The 23,929-nt window shown below is 42.1% G+C and carries 21 protein-coding genes; 17 read left to right on the top strand and 4 right to left on the bottom strand.

Translation table 11 applies throughout. From position 1 onward, the window contains the following. The first annotated feature begins 14 nt into the window (after positions 1 to 14). Positions 15 to 1,487, top strand: coding sequence for a serine hydrolase domain-containing protein (locus KXD93_RS27455; protein ID WP_258140747.1), 1,473 nt, complete (start codon positions 15 to 17; stop codon positions 1,485 to 1,487). Positions 1,488 to 1,573: 86 nt separating this feature from the next. Further along, the gene (locus tag KXD93_RS27460; protein ID WP_258140748.1) at positions 1,574 to 2,482 is read left to right on the top strand and encodes a serine hydrolase; all 909 of its coding nucleotides are present in this window, start codon (positions 1,574 to 1,576) and stop codon (positions 2,480 to 2,482) included. An 86-nt stretch (positions 2,483 to 2,568) separates the two neighbouring features. Here KXD93_RS27460 and KXD93_RS27465 read toward each other — a convergent pair whose 3' ends face one another. Continuing rightward, entirely contained in the window at positions 2,569 to 2,919 is a 351-nt protein-coding gene (locus KXD93_RS27465; protein ID WP_258140749.1) for an MmcQ/YjbR family DNA-binding protein, read from the bottom strand. Position 2,920: 1 nt separating this feature from the next. Further along, positions 2,921 to 4,054, bottom strand: coding sequence for an acyltransferase family protein (locus KXD93_RS27470; protein WP_258140750.1), 1,134 nt, complete (start codon positions 4,052 to 4,054; stop codon positions 2,921 to 2,923). 125 nt (positions 4,055 to 4,179) lie between these two features. On the opposite strand from KXD93_RS27470, the gene KXD93_RS27475 reads away from it, so the two are divergent. The 4 genes from KXD93_RS27475 to KXD93_RS27490 all read left to right on the top strand — a co-directional run bounded on the left by KXD93_RS27475 (position 4,180) and on the right by KXD93_RS27490 (position 8,229). Then, positions 4,180 to 4,992 carry an alpha/beta fold hydrolase gene (locus KXD93_RS27475; RefSeq protein ID WP_258140752.1) on the top strand — a complete coding sequence of 271 codons (813 nt, stop codon included), beginning with the start codon at positions 4,180 to 4,182 and terminating at the stop codon, positions 4,990 to 4,992. Positions 4,993 to 5,084: 92 nt separating this feature from the next. Further along, positions 5,085 to 6,299, top strand: a complete 1,215-nt coding sequence (locus KXD93_RS27480; protein WP_258140754.1) for a BamA/TamA family outer membrane protein — start codon at positions 5,085 to 5,087, stop codon at positions 6,297 to 6,299. Positions 6,300 to 6,427: 128 nt separating this feature from the next. Next, entirely contained in the window at positions 6,428 to 6,784 is a 357-nt protein-coding gene (locus KXD93_RS27485) for a response regulator transcription factor (RefSeq protein WP_258140756.1), read from the top strand. Between the two features lie 1,085 nt (positions 6,785 to 7,869). Further along, a complete protein-coding gene (locus KXD93_RS27490; RefSeq protein WP_258140757.1) occupies positions 7,870 to 8,229 on the top strand; it encodes a response regulator transcription factor in 360 nt (119 codons plus the stop codon). A gap of 53 nt (positions 8,230 to 8,282) precedes the next feature. On the opposite strand, the gene KXD93_RS27495 is transcribed toward KXD93_RS27490, so the two are convergent. After that, positions 8,283 to 9,410 carry a hypothetical protein gene (locus KXD93_RS27495; protein ID WP_258140758.1) on the bottom strand — a complete coding sequence of 376 codons (1,128 nt, stop codon included), beginning with the start codon at positions 9,408 to 9,410 and terminating at the stop codon, positions 8,283 to 8,285. Positions 9,411 to 9,666: 256 nt separating this feature from the next. On the opposite strand from KXD93_RS27495, the gene KXD93_RS27500 reads away from it, so the two are divergent. The 7 genes from KXD93_RS27500 to KXD93_RS27530 all read left to right on the top strand — a co-directional run bounded on the left by KXD93_RS27500 (position 9,667) and on the right by KXD93_RS27530 (position 19,373). Beyond that, complete coding sequence (locus KXD93_RS27500; RefSeq protein WP_258140759.1) at positions 9,667 to 12,753, top strand: tetratricopeptide repeat protein; 3,087 nt, start codon at positions 9,667 to 9,669, stop codon at positions 12,751 to 12,753. A gap of 14 nt (positions 12,754 to 12,767) precedes the next feature. Further along, positions 12,768 to 14,612, top strand: coding sequence for a porin family protein (locus tag KXD93_RS27505; RefSeq protein WP_258140760.1), 1,845 nt, complete (start codon positions 12,768 to 12,770; stop codon positions 14,610 to 14,612). Positions 14,613 to 14,670: 58 nt separating this feature from the next. Further along, entirely contained in the window at positions 14,671 to 15,711 is a 1,041-nt protein-coding gene (locus KXD93_RS27510; RefSeq protein ID WP_258140761.1) for an HU domain-containing protein, read from the top strand. 2 nt (positions 15,712 to 15,713) lie between these two features. Then, positions 15,714 to 16,427 (top strand): MotA/TolQ/ExbB proton channel family protein, encoded by a 714-nt coding sequence (locus KXD93_RS27515; RefSeq protein ID WP_258140793.1) that lies wholly within the window; start codon positions 15,714 to 15,716, stop codon positions 16,425 to 16,427. After that, a complete protein-coding gene (locus KXD93_RS27520) occupies positions 16,424 to 16,822 on the top strand; it encodes an ExbD/TolR family protein (protein WP_258140762.1) in 399 nt (132 codons plus the stop codon). Before KXD93_RS27515 ends, KXD93_RS27520 begins: the two co-directional genes overlap by 4 nt. Positions 16,823 to 16,898: 76 nt before the next feature. After that, the gene (locus KXD93_RS27525; RefSeq protein WP_258140764.1) at positions 16,899 to 17,708 is read left to right on the top strand and encodes an energy transducer TonB; all 810 of its coding nucleotides are present in this window, start codon (positions 16,899 to 16,901) and stop codon (positions 17,706 to 17,708) included. 288 nt (positions 17,709 to 17,996) lie between these two features. Continuing rightward, positions 17,997 to 19,373, top strand: coding sequence for a bifunctional folylpolyglutamate synthase/dihydrofolate synthase (locus KXD93_RS27530; RefSeq protein WP_258140765.1), 1,377 nt, complete (start codon positions 17,997 to 17,999; stop codon positions 19,371 to 19,373). Between the two features lie 174 nt (positions 19,374 to 19,547). Here the strand turns inward: KXD93_RS27530 and KXD93_RS27535 are convergent, their stop codons facing one another. Continuing rightward, positions 19,548 to 20,039 (bottom strand): lipocalin-like domain-containing protein, encoded by a 492-nt coding sequence (locus KXD93_RS27535; protein ID WP_258140766.1) that lies wholly within the window; start codon positions 20,037 to 20,039, stop codon positions 19,548 to 19,550. Between the two features lie 107 nt (positions 20,040 to 20,146). Between KXD93_RS27535 and KXD93_RS27540 the strand changes: the two genes are divergently transcribed. From KXD93_RS27540 to KXD93_RS27555, 4 genes are all read left to right on the top strand, one after another. Continuing rightward, positions 20,147 to 20,506, top strand: a complete 360-nt coding sequence (locus KXD93_RS27540; protein ID WP_258140767.1) for a winged helix-turn-helix transcriptional regulator — start codon at positions 20,147 to 20,149, stop codon at positions 20,504 to 20,506. A 67-nt stretch (positions 20,507 to 20,573) separates the two neighbouring features. Next, complete coding sequence (mgrA, locus tag KXD93_RS27545; RefSeq protein WP_258140768.1) at positions 20,574 to 21,563, top strand: L-glyceraldehyde 3-phosphate reductase; 990 nt, start codon at positions 20,574 to 20,576, stop codon at positions 21,561 to 21,563. Positions 21,564 to 21,669: 106 nt separating this feature from the next. After that, positions 21,670 to 22,647, top strand: coding sequence for a Gfo/Idh/MocA family protein (locus KXD93_RS27550; RefSeq protein ID WP_258140769.1), 978 nt, complete (start codon positions 21,670 to 21,672; stop codon positions 22,645 to 22,647). A 141-nt stretch (positions 22,648 to 22,788) separates the two neighbouring features. After that, entirely contained in the window at positions 22,789 to 23,898 is a 1,110-nt protein-coding gene (locus tag KXD93_RS27555; RefSeq protein ID WP_258140770.1) for an AI-2E family transporter, read from the top strand. Positions 23,899 to 23,929: the final 31 nt, after the last annotated feature.

Genomic DNA, 23,929 nt, shown 5'->3' on the forward strand with positions numbered 1-23,929 from the left:
TATTATCAGTTATAATGCTGATCATAACAAATAGATGGGCCAACGCCCAGGATATCCCAGCCAAATTAGATAGTTTGTTTAATTATCAATACACATCCCGGCAGTTAATCGGGAATGTATTGGTTGCTGAAGATGGGAAGGTATTATATCAAAAATCATTTGGCTATGCTGATATTCCTAACAAAATTCCAAATAACGACCAGTCAATTTTTGAGATAGGGTCCATTTCCAAAACCCTTACCTCAACCGCAATTTTACAGTTAGTACAAAAAAAGAAGATCGGTTTAAATGACCCATATAAAAAATATTTTCCCGGTTTCCCCTATCCGGATATTACTATACGGAATTTGCTTTCCCATACTTCGGGTTTGCCAAGAGACAGGTCGGATGTTTTTGACACACTGAGGAAAATACAGCCCGAAAGGATGTTTGATTATCATGATATTTTACCGGCATTGGAAAAATATCACAGGCCTTTAATTTTTAAACCGGGTGATAAATGGGCGTACAGCAATATTGGTTATAACCTGCTGGCAGTATTAATAGAAAAAGTTACTAACCTGCCATTTAATGTTTATATGAAAAAAAATATTTTTATCCCGGCAGGTATGGCGGATACCTATGTTAAAACCCTGTCCGATCCTAAAAACAGCCATTTGGTTAAAGGTTACTTTCATGACAAGCATTATCTAAACGAATTAAAAGAAGCAGACCCTAACTGGGAAAAAGGCTATACACTATTTGTAGGTGAAGGCTACGTGTTCAGCACTACACCCGATATGTTAAAATTTGACGAGGCTTTGTACAACAATAAATTAGTATCGGCCGCATTATTGGCTGAAGCATATAAGCCAACTATATTAAATAATGGCCAAAAGGCAATTGCAGAAGGAGGCGGAGCAAGTAAGCTTTCCTACGGCTTGGGATGGTTTATTTTGAATGACACCACGGCAGGCCGGATCGTACTGCATTCGGGTTATAATCCTGGCGTATGGACTATCTTTTTTAGAAATATTTCAAAGAAGCAGAGCGTTATTATTTTGTCGAATGGGGAGATGGGACGCAATTTTGAAAGGGGCCTGAATGCTATGAACCTGTTAAACCATAAACACCTGGTAGCCAATAAACTATCAATGGCCGGGGTTTATATTAATACCTTATATGAGCAGGGACCCGATGCTGCTATTATACGGCTAATTCAAATGAGAAGCGATACCGCGAATTTTTTTTATGCCGAGGGGCAGATGAATTATTTAGCTAACGAGTTGCTGGATAATGGATTCACCGATAAAGGCCTGGAAGCATCTAAGATTACTGTTTTGATGACGCCAACGGCTGCCTGGTTGTATAAAGCTTATGGTGATTTGCTGCTTAAAGCAGATAAAAAACAAGATGCCGTAAAAATGTATAAAAAAACACTGGCTTTAAAGCCAGACGATAAGGGAGCAAAAGAAGCCTTAATGAAATTAGGAGAAAAAGAGCATTAATGAAATTAGGAGAAAAAGAGCATTAATTCATTCTTAAATCTTATGAATCTTAGTTCTTACCTTAGATGTTCCAATAACAGCCAAAAATGAAATTCAAATTCCTTTCCCTTCTGTTAATCGTTACTTCAACCGCTTTCTCCCAAACAGACGCAAAGCTCACCGCCAAACTACAGGATGCCATTAAAGGCTTTAACGGAAACGTAGGCATCTATGTACAAAATCTTAAAATGGGAAAAACTGTTGCTATAAATGCTGATACTTTATTCCCAACCGCCAGCATGATAAAGGTGAGCATTCAATGCGGTTTGATGGATAAAATTGAAAAAGGAGAGATACAATACAACCAAAAATTGGTTTACCGTGATTCGTTGTTATATAAGGGTGAAGATATTTTAGGATCATTTAAGGATGGGGATACGATCGAAGTCAGCAAGGTCGCATTGTTAATGATCACCATGAGCGATAACACCGCCAGCCTTTGGCTACAGAAGTTGGTTGGCGGCGAATACATCAATAACTGGCTTGATCAAAACGGCTTCAAGGTGATGCGCGTTAACTCCCGTGTTCCCGGTCGCGAGGCTATCCGTGCAAAATATGGCTGGGGGGTTACTACACCATACGAAATGTGCCGGTTGTTCACCATGATAAGAGATGGCAGGGCCGTAAGCGAGGCTGCAAGCGAACGCATGTACCGCAACATGGGCCGGATCTTTTGGGACGAGAATGCACTGTCGCAAATTCCGCCTTACATCCGGAACATATCAAAACAAGGTGCTGTAGATGCATCGCGATCTGAAACCGTATTGGTAAATGCTCCGCATGGTGACTATGTTTTTTCCATCATCACCAATAACAATAAGGACCAGCGCTGGGTAAAGGATAACGAGGCTGATGTGCTGATTAAAAAGGTATCGGCGTTATTATGGAACTACTATGAACCCAACAGTAAATGGAAACCACCCGTTGGGATTGATAAGTATATGCTGAATGAATAGTTGATTAGAGATTAGAGACCAGAGTTTAGAGGTTGGTTTTTATTTGGCGGGAAACCTGGATTAAGGGTATATGGTTACATAATAATTTACTTAACCCCAATCTCTCTTTTAACCTTTACCGGTAGCTTTTCGGCAATTAACCGGTACGATTGTTTTAAATAATACTCCCATTCCTGCCGTGTGAGCCTGCTGATATCATCAATTTGCACCCATTTGTAACGGGCAACATATTTCTGTGCCGAAAAGCCATCTTTGGAAATAATCTCTTCGAAATCCTCCGCGGGTACTTTAACAGCCGCTGAAACCGGTACCTCATCTGGAGACGTGAATAAAAAGGTTTTGCCGCCAACGTTAAAGCATAAATGCGAACCCAGTTTTATACCTTCCGTTACTCCGGGAAATTGGTTGCAAAGGGTTTGGAGGTCTTCTATGGTCATATTATACCCGGTTTAGTATTTTATATTTTACTACCCATTTTGCTGCAATAGCGCGGCAGGGTTTTTCTACAAAAATAAATATCAGGTAGCTTATTGCAATTGCTAACGCGAGGGTTGACACAAATATAAATACCATACTTAGCGCAGTGTGATATGAAAACAAAGAAGCCATAGTGATTAGCAATGGCATGTGTATTAAGTAAAAACTATAAGAGATATCGCCAAAAAAGGTAAATATACGATGCTCAAGAAATTTAGCGGTGTTTTTGCTTGCAAGTGCGGTGACGATGATAATAACTGAACCGATCGCAATGATATAATTGCTCCAGATAAATTTATAAGGCCACGGCCATGCAAGTATTGGGTTCAAAAACTCCAGCGTATTGTTATAAAAAAACAGAGCCAATAATAAGATTGCCCCGGTATAAATCCACTTCCATCCGCTTACCTTTAAAACCATTTGATGCTTGTATTTAGCAAGTAGAATTCCCAAATGAAATATTGGCAAGGGCCAGTAATCACCCCGGCAGGAACAGGTGGTTACCAGGACGAGAAACAGTAGGTTACAAGACAAGTTTTCTTTTGCAGCTACCCTTATTAAAAAAGGCAGGAACAGGGATATGTTCATTTCAATTATCAGCGACCAGATTGGCGGATCGATAAGTGACTTTTTAAATTGAGGGCCGATGAGCAAAATTGTCTTTAGCAATTCCAGGAAATTTTCTTTATTCCACGGCCAGGTCCAGAAGCTTTGGATCCATCCTGAAAAAGGCGCCATGCTGGCTTTGTTAAATACAAATTGCTTTAATATCACCGAAAAAACAATCGCGAAAATTAATGCAGGGTAAATCCGAAAAATTCGTTTTAGGTAAAACCCTGTAAGTTTCAGCGGCCTTTTATCATCAATAAAAGGCAGGCTGAGTACAAAACCACTCAAAACAAAAAAAAACATCACGGCCGCGTTGCCATTAAAAAATGTTATTAAAGGAGTTGAGTTAATTACCGGAACTGATAGTATAGTTGCTTTTATTCCTAAAAAATGGCCAAAGAAAACCGTCAATGCAGCTAACCCACGTAAACTGTCTAATTGCCTGTACCGGCGAGGATTGTCGGTACCGTGGATTATTTTTTCCATTTGCTAAAGCTGCATAATAATAACTCTACGTGCGCGTTGCTGAATTAGTTGCTTAACAGCAGGCAGCATTTGGCTTTTTTATTTTATAATAATAACTTACCGCACCAACATCTTCAAGAAAAAAAATGAGAAGGAACGCCGTTATATTAATTGCCATTGCCGGCCTGTTGCTTTGCAGTGCAAGGCTTTTTGCCCAACCAACTGCCGATGGCAATTATTATACATCTTTTGATAATACAAAAATTTATTACGAGGTTAAAGGCAATGGCTACCCTGTAATTTTACTTCACGGTTTTTCAGGCACTTCGCAGGGCTGGAAAAGCGGCGAAATGTACAATGATCTGCTCAAGGCTGGTTATAAAGTGATTATACTGGATATGCGGGGTAATGGCAAGTCAGACAAGCCGCATATCGACGCGGGCTATTCGAATGACGCTGAAGCAAAGGACGTGATAGGCCTGGCTACCGAGCTTAAGCTAAAAAACTATGATGTTGTGGGTTACTCACGCGGATCTATTATTTTGTCAAGGTTGTTAGTTTTAGATAAGCGCCTGCATAAGGCGGTAATGGGTGGCATGGGCGATGCGTATACCAATCCGGAATGGCCCCGACGGGTACACGCCTACAAGGCATTAATGGGCGACACCAGCCTGCACGATGTTGATGACATGGTGAAATATATCCATTCACAGCCATTTGACGTATTAGCCCTTACCCTGCAGCAAAAATGGCAGCCGTCAACCAGTAAAAAGGAATTAGCTACTGTAAAGATTCCCGTGTTGATTATCCGCGGCACCTCGGATATGGAAAATGGATCAGAAACCGGATTGAACAAAATGATGCCCCGTTCAGAACTGATGTATGTTCCCGGAAACCACAATACGGCCAGCAGGAACACCGAATTTTCAGCAGCCGTGCTTGGTTTTCTGAAGAATTGATATCCATCAACCGGGAACCAAAAGGATGCTGTAAATCAAATTATTACGCGTGCGTTAAAACAATAGGTATCTTTTTTCCTTTTTAGTTGATTATGAGTAGAATTTTATTATTGTTTTTTTGCTGTTTGTTACCTTGCGTATTGTTGGCTCAAACGCCTAACGATACCGCTAATATAAAAGTAGATACAACGGGCCAACGTGACCTTTTAGATATCGGCACCTCTTTATTTAAATTAAAAAAGAGGTCGGACAACACCGAAAAAAAGCAGGTGTATTTTTCAATCCTGCCTATCTCAACGTCGGTACCCGGCGGTAGCAAGGCGTTGGTTACCTCTACAACAGCCGGCTTCTATTTGGGCGAAAGGAAAACCACTTATATCTCCAGCGTAACGTTTGCTCCATATTTTAACTTAAAAGGAAGATACGGACTGCCTATTCATTCCAGTATCTGGACACCTGACAATGCTTACAATATACAAGGCGATACCCGCTTTTTAGTTTACCCGCAGTACACCTGGGGCCAGGGTGGCAGGCGGCAGGAGGCCGACAAGCTCCTGGTGAATTTTAATTATATCCGCTTTTATCAAAGTGTGCTTAAGCGGATAAAGCCTTATTTTTACGTGGGCATTGGTTATAACCTGGATTATTATTTCGGCATAAGTACGAAAGACAGTGGCTCACCGGTTACGTTGCGCGACTTTACACAATATCAATATGGAACAGATGGAGGGAATTCATTTTCATCGGGCCTTACATTAAACGCCGTTTACGATACACGGCAAAATTCCATCAACCCGCTACCCGGCATATTTGCCAGTTTTATTTACCGGCACAACGCCGGGTTTATGGGTAGTGATAACAACGCACAATCAGTGTATATGGACTTTCGAAAATACATTTCACTGACTGATGCCGGGCCGAAAAGCGTGATCGCCATGTGGGCCTATTACTGGACAACCATTTCACACGGTACCCCCTTCCTTAGTTTACCGGGAATTGGAAATGACCCTTATCAGCGATCAGGTAGAGGAATTGAGCAAAACCGCTATAGAGGTGAAGCACTTATTTATTATGAAGCAGAATATCGCCGGGATATAACAGACAACGGACTATTTGGCTTTGTTTTGTTCGCCAACTTTAATTCAGCCAGTGAACCGAATAGTCGCAAATTTGTTTATATTAACCCGGCCGCCGGTGGCGGTCTGCGTATAAAGTTCAATAAAAAATCCGCTACGAATATTGCTCTTGACTATGGTTTCAGTAAAGGTTACAACGGGTTGGGAATTGGATTGGGAGAAGCTTTCTAAGTAACATTTTTAATATATTAGCAATAAATATAATTATTATTACATAAATAGGTTATATTTATCCTCACAAGCCCTTCCCATATTTATTTTGCATTCATCCACTTTTTTAGATTTAAATTTAGCTTTGCATGGCAAAACGCATTTTAGTATTGGATGATAACCAGGACATACTGGATATAGTTCATGAAACATTAACCTACGAAGACTTTGAGGTGCAAAGCACCCCAAGTAGCGATAAGGTTATCTCGTTAGCAGAAATATTTATACCCGACCTTGTTATCCTCGACTACCGGGTTGCAGGCGCAAACGGCGGTGAGATTTGTATGCAAATTAAATCACACCCTCGATTTAAAGATGTTCCGGTTATTATTTACTCAGCTTACATAAATGATAATAGCGAATTGCTCGCCTACGGCTGCGATGCAATAATTAACAAACCATTTGACTTATCTGAATTGGTAGAAAAAGTTAATAGTCTGATATAAAGTAAACCAATCAGGGAGGCTTAAATCAATGTCGCGATGCAATTGAACCAAAGTGTTGAATATTATTAATTCAAAAGAAATTAACTATTGAACTAATACAATTTTAACACACGGAAATTAATTATAATTTAACCGTTATTTTCTTCTTTTTGTAACTTTATCGCTATATTTGGTTCAATAGTTAAGTAAAGACATACCCCTATTTATGGTCGCTTCATTAGGCACTGATGCCAAAACTGTCTCAGGATATAAACGAATGTATTATTGCCCTAAATGCAAGGGCCAGGTTACCGACCGTGTCCACAGAAGTTGGTTTGTGAAATTCTTTTTATTTTGGCTTCCGGCAAAAAGATTTTTTTGCTACGCCTGCAAAACCAAACACCATTTTTTTAGCTAAGCTGGGCAAAACCCCCAAGGCTGGTTAGTGAAATAATATTTGAATGATTCCAAATATTATCGGCTAATATTTTCTATATTTAAAGTGCGTTTTAAATTTGATAAATTTTGGCTGAAAAAAAACTTAAAAAGAGGGGATACTCCTGTACTAAGTGTGGCACTCCCTTTCACTTCCAGGTGCATAGAAGTTGGTTCATGAAAAAGCTCTCCTTGATATTGCCCCTCAAGAAATTTTATTGCGCAAAATGCAAAACCGGATCGTACGTGCTTTTGAAAAAAGAATCAGCGGCATAATGATTGGCCGGTAGCAACCCCATAACATATCTCGAATACCAACTGCCTTGCCGAACACCAGCATTGTAATTCATTTTTATTATAGCGGTTGTTTTGAACAATAGTTTAGAAATCTGAACATATTTCCAGAAAACCCAACAATAAACCGCGATATCCTTGTTAATATTTTATTTTTAGTGTAAAAAGTTATGAATCGCTATCCCGCTATAAAAACGCTTTTCTTAACCTGCTTGCTATAAATATATTCAGCATGTTAATAAAACTAGTGGCACCGGTGACGAATATGGTATAATAATTGTTGGCTTCACACATAATTATTATTGTATTTTGCCGAGATTTAACGGTATAGCTAATTATTATACCTTTTATGAATTACCTTTTAACCACTATTTAAAATGCGCAGGATATTAGCGGTGGACGATGACAAAGACATTTTGGATGTTTTACAATTTATTTTAGAAGATTCAGGATATGAGGTGGAAACCCTGTCCGACGGTCATTTCCTGTTTGAAAAGATCAGGGAAAAAAACCCTGATTTAATTTTACTTGATATTATGCTAGGCAATTTAGATGGCCGCGATCTTTGTAAGGCTGTTAAAAGCACGGTCGACACGCATGAAATTCCAGTAATTTTGATCTCGGCTAGCCACGTTGCAGGCTCTAACGGTCAGATAGGCGCCCCGGATGCCTTTATCGCAAAACCATTCGACATTGACGACTTGCTGAATGTAATAAAAGGCCAGTTAGCCGCTTAATATCGGATCTTACCGATTGAGGGGATGACTTCCGTAATTTTTCGCCTGCAGATTTAATCGGCTGCCTTTTTAACGCCTAATTCCTTTAGCTCCCTATCAATTCTTGCATTCCACTTTCGTTGCATGATTATATCCGTACCGTGGCGGGTTTCGGTATCATATAATTTTTGTAAATTGCTCATTTCGCGATATGCATCCAGATATGCTACATTAATCGGCCCGTCATAATTGGCCGTAGATAATGTTATTTCGTTAAGCATTCGTTTAAAATGCCCGGCAGCTATTCTTGAGATATCAAAATGCCGCTGCTCGTGATTTAATGTATAATCATTCCGGCTACCAGTTTTAGCCCAGGCCGCGCTTTTCGGCAGGCAAACTTTAATTGCCAGGCGCAAGTTGATCACTCCCTTTACAACTTCGGTACGCTCATCATAGCCGAGTGTGGGAAATACTTCCGCTTCGTACTTACTGTTTGGAACTATCGATTGAAAATCGGACCAGGTTAGCGGGCGGCTAACGCTGTAATAAATACTGTCCCCCTCTGGTTTCTCGTTATAATCAGAAAAAGTTATTTTAATTCCGTGGGCCAGTTTAATATTTGTATTAACCTGTGCATTCATCCAATTATTGAGATATAGAAGCCCGCCTTCCAATGCCTGCCGTAAAAAGGGCTCAACATTAGCCGCCCGTGTGGCATCACGGGTATAAACCACTCCCCCTTTATATTCAGCTAATGCAAGCGGTTCATCTTCTCCCCTGTCTATATCAAACGAAAAAGCAAGGCTAACACGCCCCTCCACTTTGTTACCCGGGAATTCAGTCTCCATTATATCAACTTTTTTGAGTGCGATAATTACAGGCCGTAGCCCCTTATTTTTTGGCAAGCTATGGTCAATAAACCAGCTGATTGCAGTTAATGCCCCGCCCTGCAAATCAACCGGATATGTTTTGGCCGTTGTACCGATTGTGGTTAATGAAGGCATCAAATGCGCAACAGCGCCGCGATCTTGCCGCTCATCTACTACTTTAGAGACATAAAATTCCGTGGGGACTATCTGTAACTTTTCATCCGCCAAAACAATATTCCCATTTTGGGCCTGAACCGATAGAAAACCAGAAAGGACAATCAAAAGCAAGATAAGGCCATGCAAGTATTTAATTTTAGGAAATAAGTTGATCATTGCAAATAATAACGTTGCCGGTAGCGACCTATTGCATTGCAATTTCATGAAACAACCTGAGAGCGAGTATAATACACCGGCAAACCAATGCTGCTTATTTTATCGTTGCCTTTTTAACAATTAGTAAAGTTTTCCACAACTATACCATGCAATATTTACTATTCGTTAAAACCGATGTTCTCCACACTATGTGAATTACTTATGTGGAATACTCTTTTGCGTTTCGTTATTTTCGCAAATCGTTAGTTCGCTCCTTATGATAAAACTAAAATACATCTCCTTTCTTGTACCTATATTTCTCGTTATAACTGCCAGCGCACAGCAGAACCCCGCATTTGACATTCATCGCACTTATCATGCTGCTACAGAACTGCTTGACAAGGAAAAATATGTTGCCGCTGCAGAACAATTTCGTTTGGTTGAAACATCAAGAGTTAAAACAACCACACAGCCAAAGTTTGAGTCTGAAGTATCTTTAATAAAAGAAAACTCCCAATATTATGAAGCTTTATGTGCGCTTGAGTTGGGGAATGATGATGCTGAAAGCTTGTTTTTACGTTTTATAAAGGAACACCCGGAAAACCCGTTAACCAAGCTTGCCTATTTCCAGATCGGCCGCTCCTACTCACGCCAGGGAAAATATACCGACGCCTTACGCTGGTTTGATAAGGTGCAGGCTGGCGAACTAAGCGGACGTGAGAATATCGAGTATAAATTTCGTAAAGGCTACGCATATTTTGAAACAAACGACTATAAAAATGCCCAACAACTATTCAGCGAAGTAAAAAATACGCACTCACCATTTACCGATGATGCTGTTTATTATTTTGCTTACATAGCTTATTTAAATAAGGATTATCATCTTGCGCTCGTCAATTTCGAAAGGTTAAAGAACTCAAAAAAATATATCAGCAGCTATCCCTATTATATTACAGCAGTTTACTTTCTTGACCAGCGGTACGACGATGTAATTAACTACGCAGTTCCAATTGTAAAAAGCACCCACCAGCAGCACGAAACCGAAATGCTGCGCATAATTGCCGCATCTTATTTCGCAAAGGCTAACTATGATAAAGCTGCTGAATACTATTCACGCTTTGAGGATGAGGACCAGGGCCGCACCCAAAACACGCAGGACAGCTATCAGATGGGCTATACCTATTTTAAGGTGGGCAACAATGCAAAGGCAGCAACCGAACTGGAAAAGCTACAACAGGGGAATGATGTGTTTAGTCAGAACGGTAATTACACACTGGGTAATGTGTTCCTAAAAATGAACAACAAGCAAAATGCCCGCAGCGCCTTTTTTGCAGCATCGCGGCTTAGCTTTGACAAGCAATTACAGGAAGACGCCTTATATGAATACGCCAAGCTATCATACGAGCTTGATTTTAATACCCAGGCGTTGGAAGCCACCCGTGCTTATTTAAAAAACTATCCGCGCTCAACCCGCACCGACGAGGTTAAAACCTTGCTGGGCGAGGAACTGCTTAACTCTCATAATTACAAAGAAGCCGTTGAGATCCTGGAGCCTATCCCTAATAAATCTGCAAGTGCCCAGGCTGCCTATCAAAAGGTAACCTATTACCGCGGCCTTGAATTTTACAATGAACGCGCTTTTGAAAATGCGATTGGGATCTTCTTACGCTCGTTAAAAAACCCGGTTGACAATAAAATTGAAGTGATGACCACCTACTGGATGGCTGAAGCTATGTACGAGGTGCGGAAGTATGGCGAGTCGGTTGAGAATTTTGAGAAGTTTTTAGACTTCCCGGAGGCCAGCCAAACCAATGTGTACAATTATGCTAATTATGCTTTGGCCTATGCAGCATTTTATGGCGAGCAATACAAAAAGGCTGCAACCTATTTCCAGAAATTTTTACAGGGCGAGGAAACCGACCCTAATACCATTAACGATGCAGTCACCCGCCTTGGCGACAGTTATTTTGTAATGAAAAACTATGGCAAGGCCATGGAATACTATAACCGCATAATTGACAAGCACTCATCAGGCGAGGATTATGCCTTATTTCAGCGCGGGATGATCCAGGGATTACAGGGATCTCCGGATACTAAAATAGCTACGCTTACCGATCTGTTGAATAAGTTCCCGAATTCGGATTATGCTGATGATGCCTCCTTCGAAATTGGTTATACCTATTATGTAAAAAATGAGGGTGACAAGGCAAAAAGCGGATTAGCGGCAATGATCCAGAAATACCCGACCAGCAGCTATGTGCCGAGGGCATTGATTACCACTGGGCTTATCGATTATAATGCCGGCAACGATTCATTGGCTGTGACTTCATTTAAGCAAGTAATAAAAGATTATTCATCAAGCGACGAGGCCAAGCTGGCGTTAAAACAGGTTGAAAAGATCTATACGGATAAAGGCGATGCACAAACGTTTATTAACTATGCTGCTACCACACCTATCGCTAACTATACTACGGCCGACCAGGAGAACATCATGATCACCGCAGCCAATAACCTGTATGTTAAAGGCGATTGGCAGGGAACAGTTGGCGCAGTAAATGCCTATTACGATAAATTCCCGAACAAGCCGATCTACGAAAAACAGGCAAGATTTATCCGTGCGCAAAGCCTGGTGAATTTAAACCGGCTTGACGAGGCTGTTACTGATTATAACGTAATACTGAACGACTGGACCAGTCCTTATACCGAGCAATCGCTTATAAGTATGGCGAAGCTTTACATCAACCAAAAGAAATATAACGAGGCAATTCCGTTCTTAAAGAAGCTTGAAACAAATTCGGAATATAAAGCTGATTATACATTTGCTATTAACAACCTGCTGCTTTGCTACGCACAAATGGAAATGCCTGATGATGCGCTGAACTATGTTAAACTGGTGCGCGGCAATGATAAAACGGCTCAGGAGGATAAATTTAAGACCGGCCTTTATGCGGGGCAAGCGTACCTGCAAAAAGGCGATACTACTACAGCGGTTAAAGAGTTTGATTATACCGTTACCAATACTAAAACAATAGCTGCCGCTGAAGCAAAATATAATATCGCACTCATCCAATACCAGAAACACAATTATAAAACATCGCAAAAAACATGTTTTGAATTGGTAAAGGACCTGCCTAACTATGATTACTGGGTAACCAAGACATTTGTACTATTAGCCGATAACTACGTTGCGCTAAAGGATACCTTCCAGGCTAAGGCAACCCTGCAAAGCGTAATAGATAACTATAAGGGCGACGACGACATTTTGCCGGCTGCGAAACAAAAGCTCGACCAGTTAAATGGCGGGGCTAAGACAGATGCAAGACCAGCCGGAACAGAAGAAAAGAAACAGGATAACAAAGAATAAAAATGAGACAAGCAATGAAATTTAAATATATATACACGCTGCTTACCTTAATAATAGCTTTATACTTTGTCCCTGCGAATGCACAAACAAAGCACAAAGCTAAAAAACCTGCGGCAAAAGCTGCTGTAAAGAAGGCTGCACCAAAACCGGCAGTTAAAAAACCGGCAAAACCACTAACCGCACAGCAAAAAACAGCGAAAGGGTTAGGCGATGCTGTTGCAAAAGCTGCGGCTGACACAACAAAAAAGGGTGGCAAAAACGATAGCGGGATAAGCGGCAACCTCTCGGAAGAGATAGTGGTGACTACAGCGTATAAACCTGTATTGGCTGATGCTGTAAAAATTCGCCGCAATCCCGACCTGGAAGACAAAACACCGTTTAAGGCGCCATTGGTTTATATCCCCATTGATAAAAGGCTGGAGCTTAATACCAGCATTAAACCACTGGAGGCTATGAAACGCCCTGCTGAACAGGATTCCGTTCCAACCAACAACTATGTAAAAGTTGGTTTAGGTAGCTTAAAAACAACTTACGGTGAAGCCTATTTCGCCAATGGCCGCGATGAGGCTTTGCAGATTGGCGGCTACCTGAAACATTTCGCGCAAAACGGAACGTTAGATAAACAGAACTCTGCTAAAGAGGAAGTGGGCGTGTTTGGCAAAAGCACCGGTGAACTGAATAACATCAGCGGGCGCATCACCTATAATTATAACAGCAATTATTTTTACGGTTATGATCAGCTGAACCCGCCAACCATTTTACAGGTTGACAAGCAGCATTTCAGCACACTGGCTGCGGAAGGCGAGCTTGCCAAGAACTACAAAGATGTTGACAATGATTTTACCTATGCGTTAAAATTAAAGGGATATACATTCAGCAACGCATACCAGGCTAAGGAAAGCAACGTGGTGTTATCGGGTTTTTTAAACCAAACCATTAACCAGTTTTATGCCGGGTTAGCAGCGTCGCTTGATCTGACCACACAAAAGGATAGTTTATATGATCATAACAATAGCCTGGTAAGATTAAATCCTTATATCAAATTCCAGGGTGATAATTATAAGATTGATGCGGGTGTAAACATTGTAGATCAGTTTGGTTATAAATCTGCATTCTATATATTCCCTGCTGCCAGGGCCGAACTGCAGGTGATCCCTAAATATGTACGCCTGTTTGTTGAGGCTAAAGGCGATGTGAATAGGTCTTCGATCCATGATTTCTCGATGATCAACCCTTACCTCGGCCAAAACATTGATCTTGCAAATTCTGTTGACCAGCTTGATATTGCTGCCGGTATAAAAGGAACCATTGCTCCCGGTTTTGGTTTTAAGGCCACCATTTTCCGCAACGAGGTGAAAAACATGCCATTGTTTGTTAGCGACTTTAATTTTACAACAGGATATAACAGGTTTAAGGTGATCTATGATCCCGGAAGATCGCGCGTGAGCGGACTAACAGGTGAATTGGATTATAAATTTTCGGAAGATGTTGATATTTTTGGACGCGTAGAATTTAAGGATTACCAGATGGCAACGGTTGATGAGCCATGGAACTTGCCTAAGTTTAAGCTGACTGCAGGTACTGTGTTCAGGATTGATAACAAGATCAGCGTATCGGGCACATTGCTGATCCGCGGATCGACGATGGATCCTTACCAGGTGCAGACCGGTGCAACAACTTTTACTAATGCATCCATCGCGTCGTTTGCTGATTTGAGTGCGGGCGTTGATTATAAGGCTACAAACCGGCTTTCGGTATTTGTGCATGTAAACAATATTTTAAACGCAGGCAGCCAAACCTGGTTATTTTATCCTGAGTATGGATTTAATATATTTGGCGGTGTTGGATATAGTTTTTAAGTTCGGCCCCGTAACTGCGGGTTTTTGATATATTATTATAAACTGTATTTTTAGAGAAATGAATTTAGCCGACTATTTAAGCGAATTATTGGGCCAGTACGAAGAAGTAAGCGTACCCGGCCTCGGCTATTTTGTGCGCGAAAGGGTGAACGGCTATTATAATGAAAAGGAATCCCGCTTTTACCCGCCATACCATAAGGTGAAGTTTGTACCTCAGCCTAAGGATGATGATACCTTTACCCAATATGTTGCGGATAAAAAGAACATCTCCCTGGCATCTTCGAAGTACTTTGCAGAAAAATTTGTAAGCAAATTGAGGGAACAGGCATTAACAGGCAAATACCTTTTTGCCGACCTCGGCCTATTTTATACAGACCAGGATCAGCTTGTTTTTAAGCCCAACGATAAAATAACAGATGATCCGGCCTTTTACGGATATCCGCCATTAAATATTTTCAAACAGGCACAGCAACCGAATACGCCTTATCAAAAACCGTCATTTACTGAACCTGCACCGGCTTCGGTTTCATCAACCCCGCCCGTACAGGCAGCAGAGGATGACCAGTTTTACGAGGAGGAAACGAGCGGCAGAAAACGTGTAAATGTTTGGATGATTGTTTTAATTATCATTACCGTTGTAGCGCTGGCCTTATTCGGGGTATACAAGTTTTTCCCCGCTGCTTTTGACAAGTTGGGGACAACTTTCGGACGGAGCAAGGCAGATACCGCTGTACCTGTTTACAGGCATGAAGTAAAACCTGTGGTGGCAGATACAACAAAAAAAGAACAACCAAAGGATACAACTGCTAAGGTTATACCGGCTCCGGCTGCCGTAGTTGACACCACAAAAAAGGAACGTTTTGAGATAATTGAAAATAGCTTTAGAAAAGAGGCCTTTGCTATATTGGAGGTTACCCATCTAAAGGCCAGAAATGTTAATGACGCTAAGGTACTGACAAAAGAAGAAGCTCCGGGCACACGCTTCAAAGTTTCTGCAGGAACCTATCCAACAGAAGCCGAAGCTGCAGCAGCTAAGGACGTTTTATTGAAGGCCGGAAAGATCCGGAAGGACTCATACATACTACCTATTAAACTTTAATGATGATTGCACTATTTATACAGGCTGCAGATACAGCCAATAAACTTATTGATACCGCGAAACATGCAGGCCAGGTTTTGGCAGCTGCCCCTCAAGAGGATTTGCGCTTCGGCGACCTGATCATAAAGGGTGGCTGGGTGATGATCCCCATCGGGATCCTGGCGGTTTTGGGCCTGGTAATATTTTTTGAAAGATATTTTACCATCCGCAAGGCTTCGCGCAACGAGTCAAACCTGATGTTACAGATCCGGTCAAGCATCGTGTCAGGCAACCTTGAATCAGCTATTGCCATTTGCCGTAACAATAACTCCCCGCTTGGCCGTATGTTGCAGAAGGGGTTGTTGAGGATCGGTCGCCCGATAAAAGATATTGAGGGCGCTATTGAAAACGTGGGCAAGCTGGAAGTGGCGAAGCTGGAAAAGAACATCGGCATTTTAGGTATTGTTGCGGGTATCGCCCCTATGTTTGGCTTTTTGGGTACCATTGCCGGGGTAATCAAAATTTTTTATGATATCTCCAAGACTGATAATATCAGTATGGGCGTTATATCTGGTGGTCTTTATGTAAAGATGGTAACATCAGCGGCTGGCTTGTTTGTAGGTATCGTGGCTTATGTATGCTATCATATTTTGAATATGATGGTTGATAAGGTGATATTAAACTTAGAGACCGACGCTATTGAATTTATTGACCTGTTAGAAGAGCCGAGCAAATGAATTTAAGAAAAAGAAAAAGAGGTGTTTCGGCTGAGGTGCATACTTCGGCTATGAACGACATCATGTTTTTCCTGCTCCTGTTTTTCCTGATCGCCTCGACAGTGACCAACCCTAACGTGGTTAAGCTGTTGCTGCCCAAGTCGTCATCGGGTAAATCGGTATCTAAAAAAACAGTGAATGTATCCATCAGCAAGGACCTGCAATATACGGTCGACAAAAAGGTAGTGGCAGTTGCCGACCTGCCGACGGTTTTAGCCAGCTATAAAAAGCAAACCACAGAACTAACCATAGTTTTGTACGTTGATAAAACTGTCGCGATACAGGATGTAGTTGCCGTAATGGACGTATCGCAAAAATTGAATATTAAACTGGTTTTGGCAACGGAACCAAAGTAGTTCATTGCTGATGGTTCATAGTTCATGGTAAAAAGAATGGGCTATTAACTATCAACAATGAACCATGAACTAAAAAATGACTACACAGGAAGAAGAAAATAATTATCCAAAGGCATTCTTAGCCACAGGTATTATCCTTGGGGTGGTGATGGCTTTGTGCTATTTTATTGTTTTTCAAAATCCGCCAATTCCGCCAGATGGTACCGGTGGTATCCTTGTAAATTATGGTACGGTTGACGAAGGTATGGGGACTGACCAAACCAGTGTTGAAGAACCCTCTGTTGCGCCAAAAGCTAATCATACTCAGCCAACCAAGGTAAATAACGCCCCTCCTACCGAGCAAAAAACGCAGGAAGACAACAGCGATAAAAAGGTAGTTACCCAGGATGCGGAGGATGCACCAACGGTGGCAGCAAATTCAAAAAAAACAAGTCCGACTGTAGCTACGCAACCTGTTAAACCGGCTGCGAAACCTGTTGTCAATCAAAATGCCTTATATAAAGGCGCTGTGGCAAACAAAGGCGCGGGCGCAGGTGATGGTACTACCAACACTCCCGGCAACCAGGGCAGTAAAAATGGATCTACCCTAAGCGACAATTACGGTCCGGGCGGATCAGGCAATGGCCTCAACATGCCGAACTGGACTTTCGTTAGCGCTCCTGATCCGCAAAATATTCATCGTGTTCCGGGTGTTGTTGTTATCGATTTTGTGGTGGATCAAAATGGTAATGTAATCTCCGAATCGCCCAACAGGGCAAAAACCCGTGCAGACTTGAGCTTAATCCAAAGCTGTGAAAACGCCATTAAAAATACTAAGTTCACCTCATCATCGCCTGCATCAGGCACTCAAAAAGGGCAATATACGTTCAGGTTTAAAGTAGACTAATGTCATGTCAACGTATTTGATTATCGGTGTTGCGTCAGAACGTTTAAGCGTTCTCCTTGCAAACGAAAAATTTCAAAATACGCCTACAGAAAAAATCCAGGTTTAACGACTAGTTAATCGCGATTTTGTGTTAACCCCTATTTTTTATAAATACTTTATTATCAATACTTTAAATGTTATTTTTTTGAAATTATGTTAACCCTGTTAACCCCTCGGCGTCTAACAAAGTATCCAGAGACAATAGTCGATAGTTTTTTATCCATTCCAAAAGTTTGAACTAAATTTGCCATGGTCTATGGACTATCGACCATGGACGACATTTCAAACATGAACTACCAGCAAACTATTCAATACCTTTACAGCCAGCTCCCCTTATTTACCCGCGATGGTGCATCGGCTTATAAGGAAGACCTGACAAATACAATCGCCTTGCTTGATAAGGTGGATAACCCGCAGCATAAATTTAAAAGTGTACATGTGGCCGGCACTAACGGCAAGGGTTCGACATCGCACATGTTGGCGGCTATTTTACAAACCGCCGGGTATAAAACAGGACTCTATACTTCCCCCCACTTAAAGGATTTCCGCGAACGTATCCGCATAAACGGGCAAATGATCAGCGAGCAGCAGGTGATAGATTTTGTTGAACAGCATACTGCTGATTTTGATGAGATCCGCCCATCTTTTTTTGAAATGACAGTGGCGCTTGCCTTTGAGATCTTCGCAAAGGAAGAAGTTGATATAGCCATTATAGAGGTTGGCCTTGGTGGAAGGCTGGATTCTACCAATGTTATTACCCCGCTCCTATCAATAATAACCAATATTGGCTGGGACCACATGAATATTTTAGGCGATACGTTAAGGCTTATTGCTGGCGAAAAGGCGGGGATCATTAAGCCGCGCATCCCGGTTATCATTGGTGAATACCAGGAGGAAATCACAGATGTATTTATAAATAAGGCAGCGAGCTGCGCCTCGAATATCACTTTTGCTTCGGAGGATCTTAAGTCGGAAGTCTTGAGTCCTGAGCCTGAAGTCAAAAGCTTGATTAAGAGCAACAAAGTAAATGAGTTTGTAAACGTCAGAATTTCTCCCTCATCACAAACTCAAGACTCAAGACTCAAGACTCAAGACTTAAAACTCGACCTAACCGGTTCCTACCAGCTTAAAAATATAAAAACGGTGATTTGCGCGGTGGATGAACTGCGATCTCAAGGGTTTAAAATAACCGATGAACATTTAAAAACAGCGCTTAGCCAGGTAAAAACCTTAACCGGCTTGCACGGTCGCTGGGAAATATTAAGCAGGAACCCGCTAACCATTTGCGATACCGGTCATAACCCTGAAGGTATGGATGAGGTGTTGCAGAACATAGCGGCTGTACCTTATAAGAAGCTTCATTTTGTGATTGGCGTGGTAAACGACAAGGATGTAAGCAAGATCTTAACCATCCTGCCCACAAACGCCCGTTACTATTTTTGCAAACCCGATATTCCGCGCGGGCTTGATGCTAAAAGTTTATGGCTAAAGGCCGAGGGCTTTGGCCTGCATGGCGAAGTTTATGAATCTGTTGCCAAAGCATTGGAAGCTGCCCAACAAAACGCAGAGGAAAACGATTTGGTTTTCGTTGGCGGGAGCACTTTTGTGGTGGCAGAGGTAGTCTGAGACAGAATTTTTCACTTATTGTTTTGTTCGTTTTCAATTGGTTTTCAAAAAATGCTAACCCATTTTCAGGATCAATGAATTCTAAAGATGCGCATGGTGTCGGCGACTTTGTAACATCTCCCACACTGGATTCTGTTAATTCTTAAATTCAGTAAATTCTGATTCTGACAATTTTCACTCCACTCTTTTCCAAACCACCTCACCTGTTGCCGTTCCACCTGTCGTTGGTGATGGAACCGTGTATGTAAATACCCCGTTAAGTAAAGTAAAGGGCCTCACCTGTTGTGTTCCTTCCCAATTTGGAAAAGACGCGTGTACTATATTGAATTTGATAATTCCTTTGCCCTCATCAACTGTGTAAGTACCGAAATGTGTATTGCAGCCTTTTACTGCTGCACGGTTTTCGTCATCGGTACCCTTCGCTTTATCAGCAGCCGCAAATTTTGGGCGGCCGGAGTTCATGATCTGCAGGCTGTAATTGCCCTGTAAATCCAGTATTAACAGGCCTTGCGGATTATCGCCATAAAGATGGATCCGGCTGCCGTTCTTATCGATATTGTCCACGCTTACTAAAGTGTACGTTCCGGGTAGATTTTTTGTGCTTTTTTGTGCGTATACTGCGAGCGTGGTCAACACAAAAAAAATCGTTATCAATGTGTTCTTCATACCTCAAAAGTAGGCGCTGATGCATACATTTGTCAAGTAGGTACAAATTTGTATCCTGCAAACTTAAAAGTTACCATGCTGAATATCAGCTGAATTAATTTTATTTAATGACTACAACAGCAAAAAGAACTTTGCCAAAATGCGGTATCGACTATGCATTTCAGCGTATCGGCGGCAAATACAAGGGGCGTGTGCTTTGGCGACTGCGCTCAGGAACATTACGTTATGGCGAACTGCGCAAAACGGTTACCGGCATTACCCCAAAAATGCTTACCCAGGTTTTAAAAGAGTTGGAGGAGGATAACCTGGTAAGTCGTAAGGTTTATGTGGAAGTGCCGCCAAAAGTCGAGTATACTCTTACTGAAACCGGTAAAGAACTGTTGCCTTTTTTATCATTACTACGCGATTGGGCTAAAAGGCAGATGCTAACAAATGGGATCGAAGCGCTTCCCGGAACGTTCCTTTAAATAATTGCTCCGGTTAATTATATAAAATTCTATTTTTACTCCCGTTAAAACAACTCACCATAAATTTATGACCTACCTACCCTCCGCAGAAAGATACAAGAATATGCAATACCGCCGCTGTGGAAAAAGCGGAATTAAGCTACCGGCAGTTTCGCTCGGCTTGTGGCACAATTTCGGTCACGTTGATGTGATGGAAAATTTCCGCAAGATCCTGCACCTGGCGTTCGACAGCGGCATTACTCATTTCGATCTTGCCAATAATTATGGGCCGCCTCCCGGATCGGCAGAGGAAAATTTTGGGAAGCTTTTATGGGAGGACTTCCGCGGCTATCGCGATGAGCTGATCATCTCCAGTAAGGCCGGTTATACCATGTGGGATGGCCCTTATGGTGACTGGGGTTCAAAAAAATACCTGATATCAAGCCTCGACCAAAGCCTGAAAAGGATGAAGCTTGACTATGTTGATATTTTCTACCACCACCGCCCCGATCCGGAAACGCCGCTTGAAGAAACCATGGGTGCCTTAGACCTGATCGTAAGGCAGGGAAAGGCATTATACGCGGGTATCTCGAACTATCCTGCAGAGGAAGCAGACAAGGCCATCGCCATATTAAAAAGGTTGGGTACGCCATGCTTAATTCATCAGCCCAAATACTCTATGTTTGAGCGTTGGGCTGAAGACGGGTTGCTTGACGTATTGGAAAAAGACGGCGTAGGCTGTATCCCATTCTCACCATTGGCGCAAGGGTTGTTAACCAACAAATACCTGCACGGCATTCCTGCTGATTCAAGAGCTGCAAAATCAACCGGCTTTTTACAGGAAAGCCAGGTTACCGAAGCGCGCATCAGCCAGATAAAAAGATTAAACGATATAGCATTGCAACGCGGACAAACATTGGCCCAAATGGCTTTAGCCTGGTTGCTGAAGGATGAAAGGGTTACATCGGTGCTGATCGGTGCAAGTCGCCCTGAGCAATTGGCTGATTCATTGAAGTGCCTGGATAATATTGTTTTTTCGGGAGAGGAATTGACAAAGATTGAAGAAATATTAAAATAATACAATCAAAAGAGCGCTGTCACACTGAGGCACTCGAAGTACGCGCGTAGAGGCCATTGCCCGCATACTTCGAGTGCCTCAGCATGACAGCCCCATAATATTCGCTATGTCCAAAATAAACTGGGGAATAATAGGCTGCGGTGATGTAACCGAAAAAAAAAGCGGACCGGCTTTTAGTAAAGTTGCGGGCAGCAGCCTTATTGCTGTGATGCGCCGTGATGCCGAAAAGGCGGCCGACTATGCCCGGCGTCATAACGTTGGCTCCTGGTATGACAATGCAGATGAACTAATGGCCGATGAGCGCATTAATGCGGTTTATATTGCTACTCCCCCATCATCACATATGGATTATGCCATCACCGCGCTAGGAAAAGGTTTTAATGTTTATGTAGAGAAACCGGTTACACGCAACGCTTCCGAAGCCAGGCAAATTGCCGAAGCAGTTAAGCAGCATCCTAATCAAAAATTAACGGTTGCGCATTATCGCCGTGCCGTGCCCATGTTTTTACACGTAAAGCAGTTTCTGGATACTAAACTAATCGGAGATGTGCGTACAGTCCAGATCAGGATGTGGCAAAGCCGTAAACCAAAATTGATAGCCGATGTGGAAACCAACTGGCGCTTGCAGCCTGAAGTATCAGGCGGCGGCTATTTCCATGACCTCGCCCCCCACCAGCTCGACCTGATGTTGTTTTACTTTGGTGAACCGGAAAAGTACAGCGGATTTTCCTTAAACCAATCCGGAGCGACAACAGCGGATGATAATGTTAACGGGCAGATCCTGTTTAAAAACCAGGTGGTGGTGAATGGCTCGTGGTGCTTCAACGTGGCTGAAAATCAAACCACTGATACCTGCGAGATCATTGGTACCAAAGGAAGGATCACATTTCCCTTTTTCGGGAATTATATCAGCTGGAAAACCGACGAAGATGAGCAAACCTTAATGTTTACCCATCCCGAGCATATCCAGCAGCCGATGATCGAGAAAATTGTAGCCTACTTTAATGATGAGGGGCCAAATCCATGTTCAATAGAAGAGGCGATAACTTTGATGGATATTATGGATGCGTTTACTGGTAAGTGATGAGATTTCGAAATTTTTGAAATTTCGTAAATCTGTTAACCGGAAATTTCCCAACGAAAGTGTTTTTCTACACTCATTTATACTTATCTTCAAACTAATAAATGAAATTTGTGTTCATACCACAAAATAATCCCCCGATATATGCCAACAAAAACGCCGGCCCATCCTTTTTATGAACGATTATCGCTGGTACTTATCGGCTTGTTATCACTTGGCTATATCATCATTGCAGGCAAGGAAATACTCGACCCGCTGATCTTCGGTTTCTTATTTGCGATACTTTTATTGCCTATCGCGATATTTTTGGAAAAGAAATTACGCCTGCCGCGTGCCATAGCCTGCCTGGTTTCTATTCTCTTGCTTTTAGGTTTTATAAGCGGCATTTTATACCTCGTAGGTTCGCAAATCTCCAACCTCGCCAGCGACTGGCCGCAGCTGCAAAGCCAGGTCAGTCAATCAATTATTGAGATCAAGGAGTGGGTGCAGCATGCTTTCCATATAAATGCCGAAAAACAAATGAGCTACGTTCACAGCACCACGCAGAAAATAATTGCTGAGGGCTCAAACGTTATAGGTACAACCTTTGGGGCCATATCCTCATTAATGCTTTTCTACATTTTCATTCTCATTTTCACTTTTTTCATCCTGCTTTACAGGCAAATCCTGATTAATTTCATAGTTTGGGTATTCAGTTCGGAGTATGAATCAATAGTGCATGATATTGTGGAAAACATCCAGAGTATTTTAAGGCAATACATCCTTGGGCTGTTATTGGAGATGTTTGTTGTGGCTTGTCTGGCTTGCACCGCATTTTGGTTTATTGGCGCTAAATACGCCGTATTACTGGGTATAATTGTGGCGTTATTTAACCTGATACCGTACTTGGGTATTTTTACCGCGCTACTGTTAAGCACACTAATAACATTTGCTACCGGAACTGTAACCTCAGCTGCATGGGTAGCCGGCAGCGTATTGGCCATTCATGCAATCGACTCCAACTTCCTTTTGCCCACCATTGTGGGTTCGAAGGTAAAACTCAATGCACTGATCACCTTTTTGGGGATAATTTTAGGCGAAATGATTTGGGGATTATCAGGTATGTTCCTGTCTATTCCCATCATGGCGATCTTTAAGATCATCTTCGACCGGGTTGAAAGCCTGAAACCATGGGGATACCTGATGGGCGGCGGCAACGAGGAAAAGAAATCAACCATGAAAAAAATGAAGCCCGCTGCTGCAGATAAGGCTTGAAGAGAGGTGAAAGCTTAAAGGCGAAAGGTTA

It is taken from the genome of Mucilaginibacter phenanthrenivorans, from assembly GCF_024721155.1.
In the GTDB taxonomy this organism is placed as follows: Bacteria; Bacteroidota; Bacteroidia; order Sphingobacteriales; family Sphingobacteriaceae; genus Mucilaginibacter; species Mucilaginibacter phenanthrenivorans.